This window comes from uncultured Pedobacter sp., assembly GCF_913776295.1.
Lineage (GTDB): Bacteria > Bacteroidota > Bacteroidia > Sphingobacteriales > Sphingobacteriaceae > Pedobacter.
In genome coordinates, this window is record NZ_CAJYOJ010000044.1 from 24312 (window position 1) to 49244 (window position 24933).

At 41.5% G+C, this 24933-nt stretch carries 11 protein-coding genes and 1 pseudogene; 8 read left to right on the forward strand and 4 right to left on the reverse strand.

The features are described 5' to 3' along the window. Position 1 precedes the first annotated feature (1 nt). The 3 genes from QZ738_RS08815 to QZ738_RS08825 all read left to right on the forward strand — a co-directional run bounded on the left by QZ738_RS08815 (position 2) and on the right by QZ738_RS08825 (position 5623). Entirely contained in the window at positions 2-3460 is a 3459-nt protein-coding gene (locus QZ738_RS08815) for a gliding motility-associated C-terminal domain-containing protein (RefSeq protein ID WP_293786679.1), read from the forward strand. Between the two features lie 72 nt (positions 3461-3532). Beyond that, positions 3533-4366 carry a hypothetical protein gene (locus QZ738_RS08820; protein WP_293786681.1) on the forward strand — a complete coding sequence of 278 codons (834 nt, stop codon included), beginning with the start codon at positions 3533-3535 and terminating at the stop codon, positions 4364-4366. A gap of 72 nt (positions 4367-4438) precedes the next feature. Further along, positions 4439-5623: an aspartyl protease family protein gene (locus tag QZ738_RS08825; protein ID WP_293786683.1), complete on the forward strand. Its 1185-nt coding sequence runs from the start codon at positions 4439-4441 to the stop codon at positions 5621-5623. Between the two features lie 92 nt (positions 5624-5715). Here the strand turns inward: QZ738_RS08825 and QZ738_RS08830 are convergent, their stop codons facing one another. From QZ738_RS08830 to QZ738_RS08845, 4 genes are all read right to left on the reverse strand, one after another. Further along, positions 5716-7023, reverse strand: coding sequence for a DUF2268 domain-containing putative Zn-dependent protease (locus tag QZ738_RS08830; protein WP_293786685.1), 1308 nt, complete (start codon positions 7021-7023; stop codon positions 5716-5718). Positions 7024-7176: 153 nt separating this feature from the next. Next, positions 7177-8199: a M23 family metallopeptidase gene (locus QZ738_RS08835; RefSeq protein ID WP_293786687.1), complete on the reverse strand. Its 1023-nt coding sequence runs from the start codon at positions 8197-8199 to the stop codon at positions 7177-7179. A 229-nt stretch (positions 8200-8428) separates the two neighbouring features. Beyond that, complete coding sequence (locus QZ738_RS08840) at positions 8429-9841, reverse strand: serine hydrolase (RefSeq protein ID WP_293786689.1); 1413 nt, start codon at positions 9839-9841, stop codon at positions 8429-8431. Positions 9842-9971: 130 nt separating this feature from the next. Continuing rightward, complete coding sequence (locus QZ738_RS08845) at positions 9972-11354, reverse strand: LuxR C-terminal-related transcriptional regulator (RefSeq protein WP_293786691.1); 1383 nt, start codon at positions 11352-11354, stop codon at positions 9972-9974. Positions 11355-12022: 668 nt separating this feature from the next. Here QZ738_RS08845 and QZ738_RS08850 point away from each other — a divergent pair. From QZ738_RS08850 to QZ738_RS08870, 5 genes and pseudogenes are all read left to right on the forward strand, one after another. Then, positions 12023-21973 (forward strand): MBG domain-containing protein, encoded by a 9951-nt coding sequence (locus tag QZ738_RS08850; protein ID WP_293786693.1) that lies wholly within the window; start codon positions 12023-12025, stop codon positions 21971-21973. Between the two features lie 13 nt (positions 21974-21986). After that, positions 21987-22886, forward strand: a complete 900-nt coding sequence (locus QZ738_RS08855; RefSeq protein ID WP_293786695.1) for a PorP/SprF family type IX secretion system membrane protein — start codon at positions 21987-21989, stop codon at positions 22884-22886. Between the two features lie 65 nt (positions 22887-22951). Further along, complete coding sequence (locus QZ738_RS08860; RefSeq protein ID WP_293786697.1) at positions 22952-23758, forward strand: SDR family NAD(P)-dependent oxidoreductase; 807 nt, start codon at positions 22952-22954, stop codon at positions 23756-23758. A gap of 36 nt (positions 23759-23794) precedes the next feature. Further along, positions 23795-24163: pseudogene (locus tag QZ738_RS08865) on the forward strand (transposase); the annotation flags it as partial. 106 nt (positions 24164-24269) lie between these two features. Next, complete coding sequence (locus tag QZ738_RS08870) at positions 24270-24815, forward strand: cupin domain-containing protein (protein WP_293786699.1); 546 nt, start codon at positions 24270-24272, stop codon at positions 24813-24815. The last annotated feature ends 118 nt before the right edge of the window (positions 24816-24933 follow it).

The following is a 24933-nucleotide window of genomic DNA, read 5'->3' on the forward strand; positions in this document are numbered from 1 at the left end:
CATGATCAGATTAACGTTTAAATTTATTCTCGCTTCGTTTTTAGTTACGCTTTTTACTTCGTTAGCGGCACGTGCAGAAGTTTTTTTGGTGACTTCAAATGCAGATGCCGGTTCAGGAACTTTAAGAGAGGCCTTAGTTAAAGCAGCGGCAAACGGTATTGTCGATAAAGACTTTATTCATTTCAACCTGGCTGATCAAAGTGAAAGCGGGAGAACCATCACTTTGTTAAGCCAATTGCCAGATGTCTCTTCAAATCTGGATATTGATGGATCGACACAATCAGGAAGTGTTTTTGGTGTAAGTACAGCTAAAGTGCAAATAAAAATGTCATTTTCTTATTTGACCACTTATTACGGATTAACCTTGATCAATGTTAATGATGTAGGTATTTATGGCATTTACATCATAAATTTACTGCCAACCACCGCGCCGGGTAGATGGGAGCAACGGCAAGGAATATGTTTGCGGCAGGCAAAAAATATAAAAATTGGCGCGGCTGGAAAAGGAAATGTGATTTGTGGCTTTACACATGAATTGGGGGTTAATGTGCATTTAAATGGTGGACAAATTCAGTATTATTCTGAAAATTTAACAGTGCAGGCCAATATTATTGGTTTTGAATCTGATGGGGTAACATTGCCCATGTCTTTTTCTGGAGCTCAGTCCATGTATTACATATATGGACTGGTAGATATTGGCGGAGCTAGTCCTGCAGAGGGAAATGTATTTGCAAAAGGTATCAATTTCTCGCAGAGTAATTACAGTTCTAATAATGATCCATTATATTCTACCCCGGCAACGATAAAGATTAGAAATAATAAAATTGGTACAAATTTTACCGGAGATATTGCAACACCATTGTCATCAGGTTTTAGCGTGGTAACAGTTAGCCCTAATGGTAAAAATACAATCGATATAGAAGATAATGTCATTTCAAGCGAAGGATATGCAATCAACCTCTTAAATAATGGAATGCCTGTAAATATCAAAAGAAATTTTATTGGTATTGACAAGAGCTTAACTAAACGATTGCGAGCTTCAACAGGTGTTTTTGTTTACTATTCGGATGGTGTAGTTATTGGCGGGCAAGACCCTGCAGACGCAAACTACATCGGCTATTGTAAGCCGGTAAATGTTTGGCCATTTTCTACTGTTTCAGTGAATAAGAATAGCTTTTTCTGTACAGTTGGTGCATATCCAATGATATTTACCAACAACACTCGTACGGTTCCAGTGGTAAATATTAACAATTTCACCGCAAATGCTGTTTCTGGCACAGCCACACCAAACTCAGCCATAGAACTTTTTTACAGCGACCTGTGCGGAACATGTTCTCCCGAAACCTATTTTGCCAGTACCACAGCTGATGCCAATGGCAACTGGAGCTATAGTGGTAACATTTCAAGATCTGTAATTGCTTCTGCAACGTTAAATGGCTCCACATCAGAATTTACCCGAACAAGAGTGGATGTCGCAGGCATTAAGATTATTAATACCTGTTCTAATAAAGGTTCTATTACAGGGGTTTTGCCTTTAAGCGCTGCTCATATAGAGTGGTTAGATGTTAATGGCAATGTAGTGGGCAGGGAAAAAGACCTTGTAAATGTGCCAGCCGGTACTTATCGGTTAAAAGCAAGTAACGGAGATTGTAGTGAGTTAACGCCATGGTTTGAAATTAAAAAAGGATTGATCATCAATTCTGCAAATGTTCAGATCATAAATCCTGCATGTGGCACTGGCGGCAGGATTAGTGGATTACAGGTGGTCAATAATACTTCATCAACCGCAGTTTACAGTTGGAAAAATGAATTGGGTTCTGAAGTAGCTGCAACATTAAATTTAACCAATGTTATACCGGGTAGATATACTTTAACCATTTCTGCAGCCGATAATAGTTGTACAGAAACTTATGGACCGATCACATTAACAACCATTTCCGGACCCAACGTTAGCCTGCTTTCCTTATCCATAACGGCGGCTAATTGCGGTACAAATTCTGGTCGTATTACCGGAGTTGTAGCAACCGGCAATGGCGCTTTATCCTATAAATGGAAAAATGGCAACAACTTGCAGGTGGCAAACATTAAGGATCTGGTTAATCAGCCACCCGGAAATTATACTTTAGAAGTGACAGATCAATCTGGCTGCGGACCGGTGATTACACCGGTTATTACCATTCCGGATGCCAATGCCATTACCATCGATGATAGCCAGAAACAAATTCTCAATCCTACATGTGTGGGTAACAATGGAAGTATAAAAGGTTTGTTAATTACTGGAGCTAGTTCGTATGTATGGAAGAATGGTGATGGCCAAATCGTTGGTCATCAGCTAAATTTAGAGGGAATGTCTTCCGGAAGTTACCAGTTAACAGCTGCAAATCAATCCTGTACTAAAACATATGATCTCACCCTGGTTGCACAGCCAAATTTAATTGATATCAGGGGTGGTATCACCAAAATGATTACCGATGCTTCTTGCGGATTAAACAATGGGAAAATTACTGTTACCATGACAAATGCAATTCATCCGCCGATAAGTTATAGATGGGAAGACGAATCAGGTAGAACGCTTGGTGGAAATACCGCAGTACTGGAAAACTTAGATGCGGGCAATTATAAAGTTTACGGAATAGATGATAACGGTTGCGAAAAATACCTGATTAGTTACAGGGTTAACAGGCAGGCTGAACTTGCTTTTTTAAATAGCAATGTCCATATCGCACAAGATCAGTGTAATCAAAAACAAGGAAGTATTACCGGAATCAAGATTACTGGTGGCCTTGCGCCTTTTAACTATAAATGGACCAATAGTGCAGGTGTACAGGTTGGCAATAGTTTAGATATAAATGATTTATCCAAAGGTAATTATAAACTGGAAGTTACTGATGCTATAAATTGCCAGCCATTGATTTCGGAATTTGTGGTTGATAACCTGACCAGTCAAATTGAAGTACCGGCAGTGACGCCCGTACAACTTTGCTCGCCGGGCGAAGCCATACTTCGGATAAATGGATTAACATCAGCCACCAGCTATGCCCTTTACGAAACTAAGGAGGCCTTATTCCCTGTTGACGTTTCTGTTAATGGCATTTTTAAAGTGGATGCCAGGAGCAATAAAAGTTACTTTGTTACTCAGCGTATTGGTGATTGCGAAAGCGTTAAAACAGAAGCTAAAATTACAGTAGGTTTATCAGGATTAACGGTAGCAAACTCGTTTACACCCAATAACGATGGTACTAATGATATTTGGAATTTAACGGGTATTGAAAATTATCCAAAGGCAAACATTCAGATTTTTAACAGAGCAGGAAATAAGGTCTATGAATCGGTTGGATATAAGATGCCGTTTGATGGAACCAGTAAGGGGACCAGACTGCCTACCGGTGTATATTATTATGTTATAAAGTTAGGTCAGGAATGTGAAATGGTTAGGGGTTCGTTAACGATATTATACTAATGTTGGCTATTGTGAGGAAACGGGCAAGCAAAAATAACCGGTATGGGTTGGGAAATAAATAATGCATTTCTGATGATGATAAAAAAAATAAAACTAATGATGGCCTTGGCGATGATCACTTTTGCGGTTCAGGCACAGCCTTTCCTGCTCAGATCAACTTCCGGAGCCAAACCCTTTCTCATGAATATCTATTATGCTGATGGCGGGAAGGGAGCCTATGTAAAATACCGTGGGCAGCAGGGAATTCTTCCCTTAAGATTAAAAAAACGAACAGCGCAGGGTAAAACATCAACATTAAATGTGGCCTATGTTTGGGATGAAGTAGTGGAAGGAAAAGTAACCGGAGTGTATACACTCAGCCAGATAGGCGATCAGATAGCAGCAGCATCATACTTAAGAAATAAAGATCAAAAGCTATTTAAGCTGGAGCAGGTAAAAAACGAGGAAGATGGTTCTGGAAAAGCAGGTTTTCTGTTGCATGGCGTAATTATATCTTTCTCGCAAGGTATGGATGAAATGCTTAGCTTCAGTTATCCGGATAAAACTGTTAAAACAGCCCATTTACCTGGTTTTGACAGCCCGGACCCACAGCGTAGAGGCACCATTGCAGATTATAATTTTGACGGTTATGATGATGTGGCATTTTCGATCCCGGATGCGGGAATGGGAGTTTACCGTACTTTTACCATTTACCTGTATAACCCGGTATCAAAGCGCTTCGACTTACTTGCAGAACCAAATGATCCCAGAGCCAAATGTTCCGGATTTTGTGATGTAACATTAGATAAGAAAAATAAGTTGCTTCTTACAGCCTGCAGGGGCGGGGCAAGCTGGTGGAATAATGTATATCAATATACTTCCAGTAAAGATTTAACCTGGGTAAGTTCCAAAAGAGCTAACAATTAGTTATCTTGTTCTTGGTATCAAATTCATAATTAAGCAAACCTTTTATTGCAAAACCAACCAAAACCAATACCATTGAAAGCCAAAGTATCTTTTCTTGTTTTTATCCTGTTAGCTTTATTCCATACAGTAAGCTATTCGCAAATCGTGCTTCCATTTGAATTGTATGACAGCAAAAGTATTCTGATCAAATTACCTGCTTTGAATGGTAAAGATTCTTTAACTTTCTTTTTTGATACGGGTGCCTCTACAATCTTACTGGATAATCAGATAGCCGAAAAATTTCATATTAAAGCAGATCTTCAACAAGAAGTTCCCGGAGCAAGTGGTAGTAAAATGTACCGCTATGCTACAGACCAAAAATTTTTCCTGAACCAATCAACAACAATTGATCACGTGAATTTTGTGCTTGATGATCTTTCAAGGTTAAATGCCACCCACGGCAGAAAGTTTGATGGTATTATTGGCAATGATATTCTAAGTAGATATTTAACGGTGGTAAATATTACGAAAAGACAAATATTGTTATATCCCTTTAAAACAGTCTTAGATACCACTAACTATAAGACGATAGATTTCGTGTTTGGTAATGGAATACCTATTCCCCGCTTCTCTATTGATGTTCAGTTATTGAACGGGGAAACACTTTCCGGAGATATCTTATTCGACAGCGGCGCAGGACTCACACTCTTGTTTAATACTCCTTTCCAGCAAAAAAACAATTTATTGGCAAAAGTGGGGAAAACGGTTTTGAGTACGCAAAATAATTTAAGCAATAAGAGCGCTACAACGCTTGCGGCCGTTGCCTCCGTATCTATCGGACCATATACATTCAAGGGTAAACTTCCGGTAAATATATCTTCGGATCAGGCAGGGGTTAGTTCATATAGTGGGTATCTGGGGATCTTAGGAAGCCAGATTATAAACCGTTTTGATTTTATTTTAGATTATGCTTCCAAAAAACTTTACCTGAAGCCAAATTTTTTATATCAACAGGATTTTACTACAGCTGTTCCGCCATTTAAGATCATCTTACAAGGGGGGAAGGTAATGATAGATGATATCATCGGGCAATCTGCAGCCTATCGTTGTGGTCTTCGTAAAGGCCAGGTTATTTTATCCATCAATAAAGTGAAGTCGGCAGACCTACAGGTTTATCGGCAAATGTTGTTGAATGAAAACGAAAATATAGAGGTAGGCTATGTTGACAGTGGTGGCAGAGCCAAACAATGTGTATTCAGGATAGAGAAATTACGATAGTTATTCTATTTAATAAAAATAAAATTGTGGAACAAAATATTTAAATTTTCTTATTAACCGACACGTGATGTTAAACAGTCAGCAAAAACTGATCAATCTGCAGTTGTAAATTCGATCAGATAGGGTTTAAGTGGCATTCCATTTTCATTGCGGAAACCGCTTCCTACCAGCAGCTGGTATCTGGTATTGGGTTTTAATTCTACATTAAAGGAGGCCGAATACCCATCTTCAGAAAAGCCTGTAAATTCTTTGATCTTCAATACATGTGTTTCTCCTAAGGGTCCAAATTCAAAATTCCGGTATCTTTTATCCATTTTGGAAGAAAATTTGATGGTTATCTGTGTTAAATCCGGATTCACTTTTTTGTTTCCGTTTTTAAATTCTTTAATGCCCACAACCGTCGGCCGACTGTTATCGTATTCCCGGTAAAATTTCGATACTGGTTTGTTAAAATAACGGGAGTGATCAACAAAACGATATAAAGCCGATGGATTATTGTAATCCAGGTTAATCATTTCATCAATGGCCCGTTTTTTATCTTTAGTGTTTTTATAATATTGTTTACAGATTTCATACCCAACATAGTAGCCCAGATCGCGCATTTTAAATTCATTTTCCGCATTACTGTACAACCAGAATCCGGTATCTTCAAAAAACATTTGTCGGGTAAATACGCTTCGTATATTTTCGAAATGCTGCTCTCCAAAATGAATGGCCGGCGAAGGTGATGGCTTCCCTGTAACCGTAACCGCTACAAATTCTGCTACACCTTCAATAACACATTGGGAGAGGAGATTATAGCCAATACTGCTTTTCTGCTGGGTATGCACGTATTCATGTACATTTAAGAATACGGTACCGTTTATCGGATTGCTCTTAAAAAAAGTTTTCAGGTGCGATAGCGCTTTCGGAAATTCAGAAGAAACGGTATTTTCATCCGCCAGGGCGAGTTCACTGCCGATCAGCACGTTTCCATCCAATGTTGTTCCATTGGTGCGTAAGGCGCCAACCGTAAAGTAAATATGGGCAGGTTTAAGCTTGCTGTAAATTCTGGCCAATTTATCTACTTCTGTGGCAATGCTATCTGCAAACTCATCTGCACGTAGGGTGTTGGCCCTTATCGAATGCCAAAAAAGCGGATAATGATAAATGGCATCTAAATAAGATTTAGCGGTGTATTCTCTCGCTTGCATGATCGATTTTAAGCCATCAGTACCTTTATCAATGAACAAATCGTTAAGGTAACCTATGTGCAAAGTACTATCATTGGTCTCCTTAATCTTATCGTACGCCGTCCAAAAGTTTTTAATATCAGAGGTAATAATACGCTGTTGCAGATTCTGGGCATTTGCCCTGAAGAGAAACAGGGAAAGAAGGAATAGTAGGGAAGATGGTTTCAACTGAGCTGTTTTTTAATGATTACAATAAAATTTGAAATAAACATAAGCAATTTTAAACAATCTTCCGACTAATAACGTTACAGGAAAATCTATGTCAAACCATTGCTGGCCATCAGGCAAAATCGAATAATCAATAACAGAAGCTTTTGCAGGTTATTTTTCGCTTATTTTTCCAAAATCGACAATCTCTTTCTCTTTAGGCAATTCATTATGGTGTAGATCATCCAAACCCTTTTGGCTGCCCGATCGGTAATGGTCAATTACATAAGGAATACCTTCTCCGGAAAGTAGTTTAGCGGAGGTGGTTACCTCAAAATGCAGATGTGGTTCCCGTGCATCTCCTGAATTGCCAATGTTGCCCAATAGTTGCCCTTTGCTTACATGGTCTCCTTTTTTAACACGCACAGTACCCGGCTTCATGTGCATATAATGGGCGTAGTGTCCGTCACCAAGATCAATGACGATATGGTTGCCCGGCAGTTTTTCAAAGGTTAGTGGCACTGCCGGGTGGAAGGCTTTTCCATGACCAGGAATGTTATCTGGTAATCCGTCTGTAGCAGTGATCACCGTGCCATCGGCCACTGCAAAGATTTCTTCCCCATAACAGAAATATGAACGTACATTTGCTGCATCGCCAGAAAAAGACACGCTGTCTTTAACCTTTTTCCAGTCAATAGCGAAACGTCTTGAATTTACTGCTCGTCCGCCAAGAACGATGTTCCCCCGCCAATGGTGATTATCAATGCTATTGCCGGGACCATCAGCAGCAATCCAATCTGAACCTGACACAGGAGCATGAAGCGTTTGAAGTTTAGAGGTATGTGTATTTATTGCCGCTCCATCTAAAGAATCAGTCGAGGTAATGATCCGATGTATGATATGATTGGGAAATGGTATCTTTTTGCTCGTTTTTGCCTCTATATATACGACTGCACTCTGCCCGGCTTCAATACTTAGTGCATCTTTTGTATTGTCGCTACCTAAAATTTTCACCATGGTTTTCAGTTCCGGTGAATCAAAAGACAGGAGCGGAACGTTGCTTTTTCGGTCTCCGTCAAGAAATTCCATCCGTTGTAAACGAATGGGTGATGCACTGAAGTTAGTGAGATAAAGTTCATAGATCAGGAAAAAATCTGATCCGTTCGGAAAAGCAGTAGGGCCAAAAGGGACACGCATTTCCAATTGCAGGGGAAATGAAAAAGGCTGAGCTGTGCGCTTCGACGCCGAATCTTGTGCGCTTAAAGGACTCAAAAAAACAAAATGGAGTAACCCAATTAAATAGATTATTCTTAGACCAATACTTTGCATGCGATAATATTTCTCTGTTAGATGTGGCTTGATGGATTTAGGTTACATGATGATATTGATAATAAATTAAATGATGTAAGATTAACACGTCATCAGTTCAATTCTCGTTTTTCCTGAAAGCGGTTCCTATCACTTTGCCATACTCCAGCATTTCGAGTTTTACCTCCTGGTTGGGCAATTCGGTAAATCTAAGTACGCCATCTGCACCGCCCTGTCTGATGCCCTGAAATTGATTTTCAGCGATGGGGAAAAAACGCATGTCCCATTTAATCTTATTGGTGTTATGAACCAGATGGCCTTCCAGATAGCTAATGAGCTGTGCTTCGCCATCATCTTTATTGATATAAGTACCTGCGTACTTTGCAATCTGAGCATCAGGCAATGTGATTTTTTTAGGGTATTCTATCTCAATTTTGCGATGGTCCAAAATCTGGTTAATCGTCTCGAAGGGGTAAGCGCCCATTTTGAAATTCTGCAGGGTAATAATCGTCCTGTCTTTATTTACATGATGGTAAATAAAAGATGCATAACCATCCCAACTGCCGGTATGGCCATATGAAAGATTCTTTTTCCCTCCGGAAAGTTCAAGCCCGAAACCGTAGGGAATATTTTTTCCTTTTGAGGTTTTGGTCACTTCTGTCATCAGTTCAAATTCTCCAGGCGTGAAGAATGTATTAGATTTTAATGCCTTTTCCCATTTATACAGGTCGGAGATGGTGGAATTGACCTTTGCACTTCCTACTATGCCGTCCAGGTAGTAAACCACACTATCGCCATAGTTAGGGTTTTCAGAAGTGATTTTATCAAACGATTGGCGCTTCCAGACATAGCCGGTAGCATAATTTTGTATCCTTTCAGGATTTAGTCTTCGGTTATAAACAAATGTCGACTTCATTTTTAGCGGGCTAAAGATGTTATCCTTAAGGTAAACTGCGTAAGTTTTGCCCGAAATCCGCTCAATGATACTGGCCAGAAGCGCATAGTTTGTATTGTTGTATCTGTGTAGGCTGCCCGGTTTAAAACTCAACGTATCCTTCCGGGCGGCATAAAATCCGATCAGATCTTTGTTGGTGGCGATTTTTCTGTGGTCCCATCCTCTGGCCATATCCCCGATATATTCAGGCAGTCCGCTGGTGTGCCTGAGCAGATGATATATGGTCACATCGTGCCATCGTTGAAGTTCAGGGATGTATTTGTCTATCGCATCATCATATTGCAGCAAACCTTGCCGGTGCAGCAATACAATGGCTGCCGCCGTAAACTGCTTAGAGCAGGAGCCCAGCTCGTATATCGTATTTTTATTGGTGGGATACCTGGATAAAGTATCACGGAAACCATAACCTTTTTCCAGCAATACTTTGCCTTTTTCGGCTACCAGTACAGAACCGTTAAACTGGTTTTGATTATACATTACGGTAAACACGCTATCTAAGCTGGCACGGGAGGCCTTCTGGGCATAAATATTAGTGGAGATAAGCAATAGAAGTGCAGTAATTCCGGTTTTATTCATCAATATTATATTTAAAAGTAAGACGCCGGATTTACAAATGTGTTGCATCTGGCACGAGATCTTTACCTATACTTTTAAAGTAATAATAGTGGATTCAAAATACACCCCGCATTTATTTTACCGTATTGTGCTAGTTGTTTTTATGCGCTGATAATGATTTAAGTTTTGTTACCGCTTCATTTCTGCTATTGATCTCCATTTTCATGAAGATATTTCTCATATGGTATTTCACCGTATTTACCGAAATAAAAATCTGCTCCGCGATCTCCGGATTAGACATCCCTTGCGCAAGAAAATGTAATATTTCTAATTCCCGGTCTGTAAGATCGTATGTATCCCGAAGGCTTTGCAAATCAAGTTCTTTTGGATCTGCCTTTTCCGCCAGATGTTCCTGTATTTTTTGCCTGAAATAGCGGTTTTCATTGAGTACCAGGCTGGCACGCTGGATCATACTATAAAGAAATACGATCATTTCAGTTACACAACTGACCTTTAGCTGACCTGAAAAAATTTGGATGCTCGGTAGACCGACTTGTCTGAAAACATAATATTCTATGGCGAAAAATAAATAGATGGAATACGCAAATACATAAGTTTTGGCATTCTCATTATGTTTAAACTTAATTAAGGCAATAAGCCAATAACTGGTTAGCATAGCCAGGGCAATACATTCGGCCATGATATAAAATAACATATTGCCGTTTTTGACGTATAGTAACCAGGCCAAACCACTACAAATTACAGCCAGGATGACGACCAACCGCATCTTTCTGAAAATTTCAGGAGCCTTTATAAAATGTTGAGAAAAGAAAAACCCGGCAACAAAAGCACCAATGTGGAGTGGAATATCAGCATAGTTTAAGAGATAGGGGTCATTGCTGAAAAACGTTAACAGGCCATCAGAACAGGCAATAGAGGTGACAATACAAGCCTGAAAGAGTCCGTAATAAGCAAATACCCGCTCGCGAAAAAAGATAAAAAACAGGGCATTTACGATAAATATAACGGTAGCAAGTCCGTAAAACATGCCTAAACTGAAATTTCCTTTTACTTCAAACCGTCTGAATTGATATTCCTCCATTAATTCAACAGGAAAATAGGCGGCCTTTTTAAAAGAGGTAACCAGGTAATAGGCATCTGCCCCGCCATTTACCCTGAAACGCGGATATCCCCAGGGGGTGATGTCGCTATGGTAGTCGTTTCCCGCACTATCAATTGGATAGAGGCTGTTTTGATCCAACTTACATAATTGGATACTCGACAGGTGTTCTGTCGGGAAATATAAGATCAGTTTTTGATGCCCGTTGGTTTTGATATTTGGACGGATCCTGAAAAGATAATAACCATCACGGTGGGCCTGAGCTTCAGTTGCATAAGGCTTAAAATGTAGCGTATTCAGTGCTAAGGGCCATACCATTTGAGGTAATCTGGCATATTCAATACGACAAGGCAGTTCAGCTTTTCCCTTCTCAGCTAAAGAAAGGAAAAGCAGCAAAAAGAGGAGACGATACAAGGATAAACTAATTTTGACAAACTTATCAAAAAAATTACAAAGCTTAAAACCAGACACTTTTTTTGACGCTTTGAAAGTATATACTCATCAGTACTATCGTGCGTAATAGCTTGTTTGAATGGTCATTCGAGGCTCAGACCTGTCAATTGATATGATAAATGTCAAAAGATATTTTACAACGCATGGTATGGCTTTGCCTCTAGCGAAAAGCTATGGGCCTAACCAATGTCGTGGCAAAGGAACACCAGTTTGTGATACAGGTTCAGTTGAAAGCCGTTTTGCTAAAACCGGCATGGTAGCACCATCAATCAATCGGTAAAAGAGATCATACCTTTGGCGAGTTTTAGGCCTGGCTTCCGAATAAGATGGAATAGATTTTCTACTCCATAACTGAACAGTTTAAATACGGACATGATGCAAAATCAACCCTGATTTTAGCGGATGAGGATGGTCAATCAAGGCTCGCAAAAAAAAAATCATTTTGAGCGGTAAAATGGCGCCTGTGGTACACGTGCCGTTAAGCTACCCCCCCACTGGATAGGCCTAAATCTCAATTTAGCGCTTTTTTTAAGTAGAACTACCCGGGGTGGGTAGGTAAAACTATACCATCAGGGTGGGAAAACGCAAGCTAAGGCCAGCTAGTTTTGCAGTACCAAACAAAAAGAATAATGTTTACCCTCCCTGTTTCAACTGGCACCACTGTCTCTCAGTGGAGCAGCAACTTTTTATTGAGAAAAAAATTATGGGCCTTGCTTATTGGCTTGATGATCAGTCTTAGCGCAATGGCTCAAACGCCTGATGCCAATGGCATCTTGTACGTGGATATCAACAAAACCAATGGTGACGGCAGTAGCTGGGATAGCCCGATAAAACAACTGGCCGATGCCTTGAAATTTGCCAATGAAAATGAGGGGACGGTGAAAGCTATATATGTAGCAAAGGGTACTTATACACCGCTGTATTTTCCAGATAATAGTACTAACACGACTAAAGATCCACGCAATAAAACCTTTCTGATGGTAAATAAGGTCAATTTGTATGGTGGTTTCGATCCCGCTAATGGCATAAAGACACTAACAGACAACCGTATATTTCCAAGTGCAGATGGCTCAGATTCGGGTACTATTTTATCTGGGGATTTTAATAATGATGATGTAGTAAGTGGTAGTGGAAAAGACTTAACTTTTAGTAATAATGGAGAAAACGCTTATCATGTACTTGTTTCTGTTGATGTAAGTTCTGCTGAATTAGATGGATTTAGCGTTAAAGATGGAAATGCCGCTATAAATGGTTATTACATTACCGTTAAGTCACGTAACATTTGGGCTCGTCACGGGGGAGGTATATATAATTACTCATCTTCACCTGTCATTAATCGATGTAAATTTTATGACAATAAATGTTTCCTATTTGGCGGAGGTATATTTAATGAAATTAACTCTTCTCCCGTCATCAAACATAGTAGCTTCTATCAGAACAGCGCTACCTTGTACGGAAACGGTGGGGGCATTTATAATAATGGAGGAAATCAGACGATAACCGATTGTATCTTCAGTAATAATTATGGTGGTTCAACTGGTGGGGGGATATATAATGATTCAAATTCTTCTACACAGATCAGTCGTTGTAGCTTTAATAATAATACTGCTTCTGATGGCGGTGGAATGTATAATTATAAATCCACTTCAAATATCAGTCTCTGTAATTTTTATAAAAACTTTGCTTCCAAGGAAACAGGAAGTGGCGGATTGACCAATGATAGCCAATCTTCTGCAACAATTAGTCAAAGTATTTTTTACGGAAATATTGGTGGCTACGTTGTGCATAACACTCAATCATCTACAGCTTGGTTTATCAACATCAGCATGAGCGGTAATGTAAACACTAGCAACAATGGACCCGCGTTAGGGCTTTATTTAGATTATAATTCCAACGGCAGTATTGTGAATAGTATAATATATAATGATCTAAATTCAACAAATACGCAAGTTATATGTGAAAATGGAGGTCAGCTTACTATAAAAAGCAGTATTGTTAGAGGTTTCAATCCATATAAAGCTAAAAATATAGCACCGGATCAGGTCATCACGAATGACCCCTTATTTAATGATCCCTCTAAAGGTGATTTAACTCTTCAATCGAAAAGTCCTGCTATTGACAAAGGTAACAATGATGCCTATACGAATGCTGGCGGTCAATTAAGTACTGATAAAGACCTGGCCGGCAATCAGCGTTTAGCGGGCAGCGCTATTGATATGGGGGCTTTCGAAGCACAGTTCATCAGTCAGTCCATCACAGCCAGCAACATCAATAAAACTTATGGCGATAGTCCATTTGAACCTGGCGCTACAGCTAGTTCTGGCTTAGCGGTCAGTTATGCATCGGCAAATAATAGCATTGCTGAAGCCTACCAGGATGCCAATGATGGCAACAAATGGAAAATTAAGATCAAAAAAGCGGGGAAAGTGAATATAACGGCTAGCCAGGCAGGAAATAGTAATTTCTATGCGGCTACACCTGTAACTTTTGAACTTAATATTGCAAAAGCACCTTCCACGGCTTCTGGCAGCGGTGCAGACCAGATCACTTTTTCGGATGCCAGCTTTGTCTACGACGGCATGGCAAAAGATCTTTCTGTAGCCAACCTTCCAACCGGTGCTACGGCGAGTTATAATGGCAACGGCAAAACGAACGTGGGCAAATATGATGTTTCAGTCACCGTTTCGCAGCCAAACTATGAGGACATTGTTAAAACAGCCAAGCTGACCATTAGCAAGGCACCAAACACGCCATCGGGCAGCGGCATCAATACCATCACTTTTTCGGATGCCAGCTTTGTTTACGATGGCACGGCAAAAGATCTTTCTGTAGCCAACCTTCCAACCGGTGCTACGGTGAGTTATAATGGCAACGGCAAAACAAACGCGGGAACCTATACGGTAACGGCGACTGTTGTACAGCCAAACTATGATGATATTGTTAAAACAGCCAAGCTGACCATTAGCAAGGCACCAAACACGGCATCGGGTAGCGGCATCAATACCATCACTTTTTCAGATGCCAGCTTTGTCTACGACGGCACGGCAAAAGATCTTTCTGTAGCCAAACTTCCAACCGGTGCTACGGCGAGTTATAATGGCAACGGCAAAACAAACGCGGGAACCTATACGGTAACGGCGACTGTTGTACAGCCAAACTATGAGGACATTGTTAAAACAGCCAAGCTGACCATTAGCAAGGCACCAAACACGACATCGGGCAGCGGCATCAATACCATCACCTTTTCGGATGCCAGCTTTGTCTACGACGGTACGGCAAAAAATCTTTCTGTAGCCAACCTTCCAACCGGTGCCGCAGTGAGTTATAGTGGCAACGGCAAAACAAACGCGGGAACCTATGCGATAACGGCGACTGTTGTACAGCCAAACTATGAGGACATTGTTAAAACAGCCAAGCTGACCATCAGCAAGGCACCAAACACGGCATCGGGCAGCGGCATCAATACCATCACTTTTGCAGATGCCAGCTTTGTCTACGACGGTACGGCAAAAGATCTTTCTGTAGCCAACCTTCCAACCGGTGCTACGGCGAGTTATGTGGGCAACGGCCAGATCAACGCTGGAATTTATACGGTAACGGCGACTGTTGTACAATCAGACTATGAGGACATTGTTAAAACAGCCAAGCTGACCATTAGCAAGGCACCAAACACTACATCGGGCAGCGGCATCAATACCATCACTTTTGCAGATGCCGGCTTTGTCTACGATGGTACGGCAAAATATCTTTCTGTAGCCAACCTTCCAACCGGTGCTACGGTGAGTTATGTGGGCAACGGCAAAACGAACGCTGGAACCTATGCGGTAACGGCGACTGTTGTACAGCCAAATTATGAGGATATCGTTAAAACGGCCACTTTGACAATCCGCAAGGCAGCATCACCAGATGCCAACGGTATCCTGTATGTGAACATCAATAAAACTGATGGAGATGGTAGTAGCTGGGATAGTCCGATGAAACAACTGGCCGATGCCTTGAAATTTGCCAATGCCAACAACAAGGTAAGTACGAACAAGCCGGTAACAGCCATTTACGTAGCAAAGGGAACTTATAAACCATTATACACGCCTGAGGACAGACAAAACTTCAAAGACAGTACCGCTTTGGTAGTAGCCAATAAGAATCAGCGCGACCGTGCCTTCCTGATGGTAAAAGATGTAAAACTTTTTGGCGGTTTCGATCCGGATAATAATATCAAAGCAATAGGTGACCAACGCATATTGCCAGGTAAGGATGGATCAGATGTGGGTACTGTTTTATCAGGAGATTTTAATGATGATGATATAGTTAAAATGGTGAATGATAAATTGAATTTTAAAAACAATGGAGAAAACGCTTATCATGTACTGATTTCAGCCGGAGATGTTGGTTCAGCAGAAATAAATGGTTTTGGAGTAAGAGGAGGTAATGCTAATGGTAATCAATCTGGTATTGAGGATGGTATCAAAGTAAATAACTTTAGTATCCCATCTAATAACGGGGCAGGATTGTATGATCTGAGATCATCTCCTTTGATCATTCAGGTGAGCTTTTATAACAATAATGCCTTTAGTCAAGGCGGCGGGATCTATAATTTCGATCGTTCTTTTCCAACTATCAACAAAAGCAACTTTTTTAACAATAACGCAACTGCCCGTGGAGGGGGTATATGTAACATTAATTATTCATCTTTAACCGTTAGTGAAAGCAATTTTTATTCGAATACGGCTAAATATGGTGGCGGAATAAATAATTGGCTTGCTTCTTCTACTAATCCTCCCAACATTAGCCGGAGCAACTTTTATAACAATAGCGCTATTAGTGGTGGCGGGATTTATAACAATAACTCTTCACCAATTGTTACCCAAAGTAGTTTTTATAAAAATATTGCCTCGCAAGGTAGTGGAATCTTTAATTCGTACTCCTCCAACCCTACACTTCTTAATGTTAGTATCACAGGCAATACGGCTGTTACAAATGATGGCAAAGGAGGCGGTATTTATTTCGATGCTACGTCAGCCGGTAGCCTGATCAACAGTATCCTCTATAACAACACCACTCCTGATAATAGCAACAATCTCAACAGGCAGGAGGTTTACAGTGAAAACACGGGTAGCGCCCCGGTTAGTATCAAGAATAGTATATTAACAGATTATGATGCTTCCAAAACGCTTAATGTGCTGGCCAGTGATGTTATAAATACTGATCCTTTATTTAATGATCCAAGCAAAAATGATTTCACCTTAAAATCAGGCAGCCCTGCCATTGGCAGGGGCAGCAATGAAGCTTATAACCTGACCACAGGAAATAAACTTAATACTGACAAAGACCTGGCCGGTAATCCACGTTTAACGGGTGCCAATATAGATATGGGTGCTTATGAATCATTGGTCCCAGATCAGGCTATTACCGCCAATAACATCAGCAAAACTTATGGCGATGCACCATTTGAGCCTGGTGCTACCGCCAGTTCTGGCTTAACGGTCAGTTATGCATCGGCAGACAATACTATTGGCGAAGCCTTTCAGGATGCCAATGATGGCAACAAATGGAAAATTAAGATTAACAAAGCGGGCAAGGTAAGCATTAAGGCCAGCCAGGGTGGGAACGGCAGTATACCTGCTGCCACACCGGTAACCTTCGAGCTTACTATTGCACCAAAAAACATTAACGCCAGCATAAATGCCAATTCCGTTATCAGCAAAACTTATGATGGAAACAGGCAAAACACCATTGATGCTACCAACTTAAGTTTCGGCCAGAATGACGTACTTAATGCGGATGACGTTAAGCTCAGCCTAAGTGCCAACACTGTCTATTATGATAATAAAAATGCAGGTAAAAACAAAATCATAAAACTGCCAATAAGTGCTATACAACTCTCAGGCGCACAGGCAGGGAATTACATACTGGCCAATACCGATTCGCTGAGCGTCAGCACGGCAGAGATTAAGCCAGCCGATTTAACCATCACCGCGAAAGATAGCACGAAGATTTACGACGGAACTCCATATACCGGCGGAAATTCCATCAGTTACAGCGGTTTTGTAAATAATGAGAACGAAAGTGTACTTACAGGAGCGTTAAATTATGGTGGTGCAGCCAATGGTGCAGTAAATGTAGGTGAGTACCAGATTGAATTGTCTGGATTAACCAATCCTAATTACAGCATTAAATATAATACAGCCAAGCTCACCATTACTAAGGCACCAAACACGACATCGGGCAGCGGTATCAATACCATCACCTTTTCGGATGCCAGCTTTGTCTACGACGGTACGGCAAAAGATCTTTCTGTAGCCAACCTGCCAACCGGTGCTACGGCGAGTTATAATGGCAACGGCAAAACGAACGCTGGAACCTATGTGGTAACGGCGACTGTTGTACAGGCTAACTATGCGGATATTGTAAAAACAGCTACGCTGACGATTAGCAAGGCACCAAACACGACATCGGGCAGCGGCATCAATACCATCACCTTTTCGGATGCCAGCTTTGTTTACGACGGCACGGCAAAAGATCTTACTATAGCCAACCTTCCAGCCGGTGCTACGGTGAGTTATAATGGCAACGGCAAAACAAACGCGGGAACCTATACGGTAACGGCGACTGTTGTACAGCCAAATTATGAGGATATCGTTAAAACGGCCAATTTGACAATCCGCAAGGAAGCATCACCAGATGCCAACGGCATTCTGTATGTGAACATCAATAAAACTGATGGTGATGGCAGTAGCTGGGATAGCCCGATGAAACAACTGGCCGATGCATTAAAATTTGCCAGCACCAATAACAAGGTCAGTACGAATCCACAGGTAAAGGCCATTTATGTAGCAAAGGGAACTTATAAACCATTATATACTCCTGAAGACGGACAAAACTTTAAAGATAGTACTGCGTTGGCAGATCCCCGCGACCGTGCCTTCCTGATGGTAAAAGATGTAAAAATGTATGGCGGTTTTGATCCTGACCAGGGAATCAGGTTAATGAGCGACGAACGCATATTGCCTGCTGATGACGGTACGGAAAAAGGAACCATCTTATCAGGAGACTTCAATAATGATGATGTGGTGGCGGGCAGCAATAATCAAAGCCCCAGAATAACTAATAATGGCGAAAATGCTTACCACGTGCTGATCGCCACCGGAAATCTGAATACCGCAGAACTGAACGGATTCAGCATCAAAGGGGGAAATGCCACCGGCGATCCCAAACGAGCATATCAAGTAGGTAACGTAACGGTTAATCTTCATATGGGTGGAGGATTGTCCAATTCCAGTCCAAAGTTTAGTATTAAGCAAAGTGCCTTTTACCATAACAAAGCGAAAGATGGAGCTGGAATATTCAACAATAATGCTCGTCCTTTAATTAACCAGACCAGTTTTCACCACAACGAAGCTTATAGTGGCGGGGCCATGTACAATATGTTTTTTTCGGCTCCTTCCATCAGCTTATGTAAATTTTATAATAATACCGTAGATAGCATCGGTGGTGCATTACGGAATTCTAATTCTTCTCCAAATATTAGCCAGAGTAGTTTTTATCGAAATTTGGCAGGCTGTACCGGCGGAGCAATATTTAATGCCGTTAATACTCATCTCACGCTTCTTCAAATCAGTATGAATGGAAATGAGGCAGGCAAAAGCAAGGGTAGAGGTGCGGCAATTTATTATGATAGCACTTCAGACGGACAAATCAATAACAGTATCGTGTATGGTAATACTACGCCTAATAATGTAAACAACCCTAATAGACAGGAGATAGATAGTGACAATGGAAACATCAAGGTGAACGTGCTGAACAGCATTGTGAAAGATTACGATATTTCCAATACTTTGAACCTGGCCGCTACCGCTGTCATGAATGAAGATCCTATGTTTAGCGATCCTTCAACTGGCAATTTAGCACTCAAGAAAGTAAGTCCTGCCATTGGTAAAGGCAGCAATGAGGCTTATACCAGGGCTGGTGGTAAACTCACTACCGACCTGGATCTGGCTGGAAACCCACGTCTGATTGGTGCAAACATTGATATGGGGGCTTATGAATCATCGGTACCTGATCAGGTTATTACTGCAGGCAACATCAGCAAAACTTATGGCGATGCACCTTTTGAGCCTGGTGCTACCGCTAGTTCCGGCTTAGCAGTAAGTTACGCATCGGAAGACAATACTATTGCCGAAGCTTACCAGGATGCTGCAGATGGCAACAAATGGAAAGTTTCCATTAAAAAAGTGGGTAAGGTTAAGATTACGGCTAATCAGTCAGGAAATGGTAGCATCCCTGCTGCAACACCAGTTACTTTTGAACTTAATATAGTACCAAAATCCATTACTGCAGGCATAAATACAAATACTATTATCAGCAAAACTTATGATGGCAACAGGCAAAACACCATTGATGCTACGAGCCTAAGTCTCGGCCAGAATGATGTGGTCAATACGGACGACGTTAAGCTCAGCCTAAGTGCCAATACTGTCTTTTACAATAATAAAAATGCAGGCAAAAACAAAACCATAAAACTGCCGTTGAGCAGTTTACAGCTCTCTGGTGCACAGGCCGGGAATTACATACTGGCTAATACCGATTCGCTGAGCATCAGCACGGCAGAGATTAAGCCAGCCGATTTAACTATTTCACCCATGAATAGCACCAAGGTTTACGACGGAATTCCATATAACGGTGGCAATGCCATCAGTTACAGTGGTTTTGTAAATAATGAGAACGAAAGTGTACTTGCAGGAACGTTAACTTATGGTGGTGCAGCCAATGGTGCAATAAATGTAGGTGAGTACCAGATTGTGCTATCTGGATTAACCAGTACTAACTATAGCATTAAATATAATACAGCCAAGCTGACCATTACCAAATCGGGTTCTACCGATCCGGGCAGCGGCATCAGTACCATCACTTTTGCAGATGCAGCGTTTACCTATGACGGAACAGCGAAGAGTATTTTTGCGAAAGACCTTCCGGCAGGTGCTACAGCAACTTATACAGGCAATGGCCAAACCAATGTGGGTGTATACACGGTAACAGCTACGATCACACAGGCGAACTATGCCGATGTGGTGAAAACGGCTACATTGACCATTAACAAGTCGGCATCAACCGATCCGGGCAGTGGCATCAGTACCATCACTTTTGCAGATGCAGCGTTTACCTATGACGGAACGGCGAAGAGCATCTTTGCGGCCAATCTTCCTGCAGGTGCTACGGTGACTTATACGGGCAATGGCCAGACCAATGCGGGTGTGTACACGGTAACGGCCACGATCACACAGGCGAACTACGCCGATGTGGTGAAAACCGCTACTTTGACCATCAACAAAAGTGCATCGGCCGATCCAGGCAGTGGCATCAGTACCATCACTTTTGCAGATGCAGCGTTTACCTATGACGGAACAGCTAAAAGTATCTTTGCTGCCAACCTTCCGGCAGGTGCTACAGCAACTTATACAGGCAACGGTCAGACCAACGCGGGTGTTTACACGGTGACAGCCACGATTACACAGGCGAACTATGCGGATGTAGTGAAAACGGCTACACTGACCATTAACAAGTCGGTTTCGACCGATCCGGGCAGCGGCATCAGTACCATCACTTTTGCAGATGCAGCGTTTACCTATGACGGAACAGCGAAGAGCATCTTTGCAACCAATCTTCCAACAGGTGCTTTGGCAACTTATGCAGGCAACGGCCAGACCAATGCGGGTGTGTACACGGTAACGGCCACGATCACACAGGCCAACTATGCCGATGTGGTGAAAACCGCTACTTTGACCATCAACAAAAACGTATCAACCGATCCTGGCAGCGGCACCAATGCCATTACTTTTGCAGACGGTAGCTTTACTTACGACGGAACAGCGAAGAGCATTTTTGTGACCAACCTTCCTGCAGGTGCTACAGTGACTTACTTGGGCAACGGTCAGATCAATGCGGGAACGTACACGGTAACGGCTACCATTTCGCAGCCAAATTATACGGACATCGTTAAAACAGCAACGCTGGTGATCCATAATGCCATCGTTCCACATGAGGTAAGCTATGTTTCGTCAGTAATATTAACCAGGGGAATGCCAATGTCTGATTTATCACCTCTTGTAAAAGGTGGTACTGCTGCAAAATTTGATATTACACCAGCATTACCAAATGGTTTAATTTTCAACATCGCTACAGGAGTAATCTCCGGTGTACCAGCAGTGATCAGTCCAGAAACGGTGTATAAGATTTCGGTAACTTTTACAGATAATACAGTTGCTGTAACCACTTTAAACCTGGCGGTTATTGTTCCTGATTTGATATACACAGGGAAAGAGCCGATACAAAATATGCTTACCCCAGATGGGAATGGCAAAAATGATGTATGGGTACTTGATTTCATCAAGTCTTTCCCTAATAATATGGTGAAGGTTAGCGACCGTACCGGGCGTTTGGTTTACCAAAAACAAAACTATGATAACTCATGGGATGGTAGTTTCAATGGCAAGCCGCTTCCGGAGGGTACGTACTATTATATTATAGACCTTGGCCAGGGCATACCAAAACGCAGAGGATTTATCACCATTCTTTACAGATAATAGATTTATAACCATGATCAAATTAAATTTAAAAAGAAATCATATCATCTTAATATGCGGCCTGTACTTTATGCTCTTAGGCAATAAAGTATCGGCGCAACTGGAGCCATTATTTAGTCAATATTATTCCAATCGTTATCTGGCCAATCCGGCTATGGCTGGTTTGGAACAGCGGGTTCGTCTTAATACTGCTTTCCGTCAATCCTGGACCAGGTTTCCCGGCTCACCTGCCGTACAGCAGATCAGTGCAGATAAAGGTCTTGGTAAAATGGCGGCGGGCTTAAATCTGTCCAGTGAGACAGCCGGACTGCTCAGACAATTTTCGGCCTTTGGCACTTTTGCCTATCATTTGCCTTTAAATGCCCGTGGAGACCACCTTCATTTCGGACTAAGTGGCGGCTTGCTCAATCGCTCAATTAATCAAAACATGGTTGTAGGTGATGTAAATGATGAAGTGATTCCCATTTATAACAATCGGCCCACAACATTTGATGCTGATTTTGGTATGGCTTATACCCGTGGCGGTTTAACTGCCCAGTTGTCCTTAAATAACATGATGTATCTCTTCTCTAACCATACGGTAAGAAATATAGACCAGTCTACATTTTACCTCGCTACATCTTACCGGTTTGCGCCGGGCACTAAGAACGCCGTTGTGTTAGAACCCCTGGCTGCACTGAGGGGAATAAGAGGCTTGGATCCCATTTTCGATATTGGCATACAATCCGCTGTATTGAATGAGCAACTGGCTTTTACGGCCCTGTACAGTACATCTAATGTGTTAAATTTTAATATCGGCTATACCTATAAGCAAAAATATACCTTGAATTTTACCTACGGTACAAGTACTTCTTCGCTCTCTTCTTATAACGGTGGCAATTTTGAATTTGGCCTTAGGGCTGTACCCTGGTAAGCCGTTTTTTACCTGGATAGGTTTGCAGATGAAACTAATATATAAACGATATCAATAAATTAAACATGAATAAAAAAGTAGCAGTAATTACAGGGGGTACAGCCGGTATCGGTAAACAAACAGCCATCGAACTAGCAGCGAAGGGCTGTAAAGTGGTCGTTGCTGGCAGAAATATGGAAGCAGGTAAACAAGTAGCTGATCAGATAGGACAGGATGGAGGCGAAGCGATTTATGTTTATGCCGATGTAACTACAGAACATGATGTTATTCATCTTACCCAGGTTGCAATAGACCATTTTGGCCAGATAGATTATCTGTTTAACAATGCAGGTACAGAAGGTGTGCTAGGCCCGCTGGAAACTAATTCAGAGGACATTATCGACACTGTTCTTTCGGTAAATATCAAAGGTGTAATCTTATGCATCAAACACATACTTCCTGAAATGAGAAAACAGAAAAATGGTGTAATTGTAAATACGGCATCTTTTGTAGGTACTACTTTACCTTTACCTGTAGCGGTAGTTTATGGCGCAAGCAAGTCTGCAGTACTCAGCATCACAGCATCTGTAGCTGCTTCATGTATAGAAGATAACATTAAAGTTTACGCTGTTTGTCCGTGGGTAACAGATACCCCAATGGCCGACCGTCTGACTGATCATAATGAAGAGGCAAAAGCAGCTTTTGGTGCAAACATTAATCCGGGTAAAGCAATTGTTCCGGTTGAAGAAATTGCATCGGTTGTGAGCCAGCTATTTGAGGGAACAGCCAATATTCAAAGCGGCGAAGCGATCCTCGTAGACAAAGGAAGTGCTTGTAATCTGGTAAATATGATGTCTGTTGGTAACAGAGTATCTTTGAAGGTCAATAGGTAATCCCATCTCTTGGTGTATTGTAAAAACCGGATTTTTATGAAAATTTTCAAGGGTCAAAATCTTCAGGAGTTTGCTGAACGCTTTAAAACAGATTTGGATTGCGAAGAATATCTTGCCCATTGGAAGTGGGGAAATGGTTATTCTTGTCGCAAATGCGGCCACACAAAGTATCAGGTTAGAAAAGATTTTTCAAGGACCTGTAATATTTGTAGCGATACCGAAAGTCCAAGTTCCTGTACACTTTTTCATCGGGTTAAATTTGGTTTGCGAAAGGCTTTTTTCATTTGTTTTGAGATGAGTAAAACCCCAAAAGATTTGTCTGTATGGCATATCTCATTTCGTTATGGTATTGCAGAAAATACGGTTAGATTATTTATGCATAAAGTTCGGGAAGCAATGAAATCAGACCAAAAATATGAAATGAATGGTTCAAAAGCTGATTTAATAGGTAGTTAAGTTAGGACCTCTAAGTATCTTTATAAGAAAAGCTATTAATGAAATTACAAGGCAGATGAAAAACATTGTTTATAATAAAGAATTGAAGGAGACCATTCATTTCCGGAAGACTTCGGTAGAAACATCGGGGCTATACAGCGAATTAGAAATTTCATTGGCTCCCCGCGGTGGCAATCCCCTACATTATCATGGCACTTACAGTGAACTTTTTACCGCTGTAGAGGGAAGGCTTGGGATAGAACTCCAGGGCGGAAAGGAGATCTTGTTGCAGCCTGGGGAATCTTACCTGGTAAAAAAAGGTGAAATCCATCGCTTTTTTAATCCGGATCAGCAGCCCATTACCTTTACCAATAGGGTAGAACCCGGTTCAACAGGATTGGAAAATACCCTTCGGATTTTATGCGGCCTGGCTGGCGATGGCCTTTATTCCAAAAGTAATATTCCACGTAATCCCCTGCACCTGGCGGTATGTGGAAAAATGAGCGACATGAGGTTGCCTGGCTGGACAGGAAAAATGACGGGTCCCTTTATTAATTTACTTTCATGGGTGGCCGTCAAAAATGGGGTGAAACAAAAGCTGGTGGATAAATACTGTGTTTAAATCCGAATATGATTAGTGGAATAGCCATCCGATCAATTCCTTAGCTTGGCATTTTCGTCGGATGGCTGCCATTGTCGTGATTAGCAAAGCTTAAATTAGGGGGAATCTGAACCCTGCT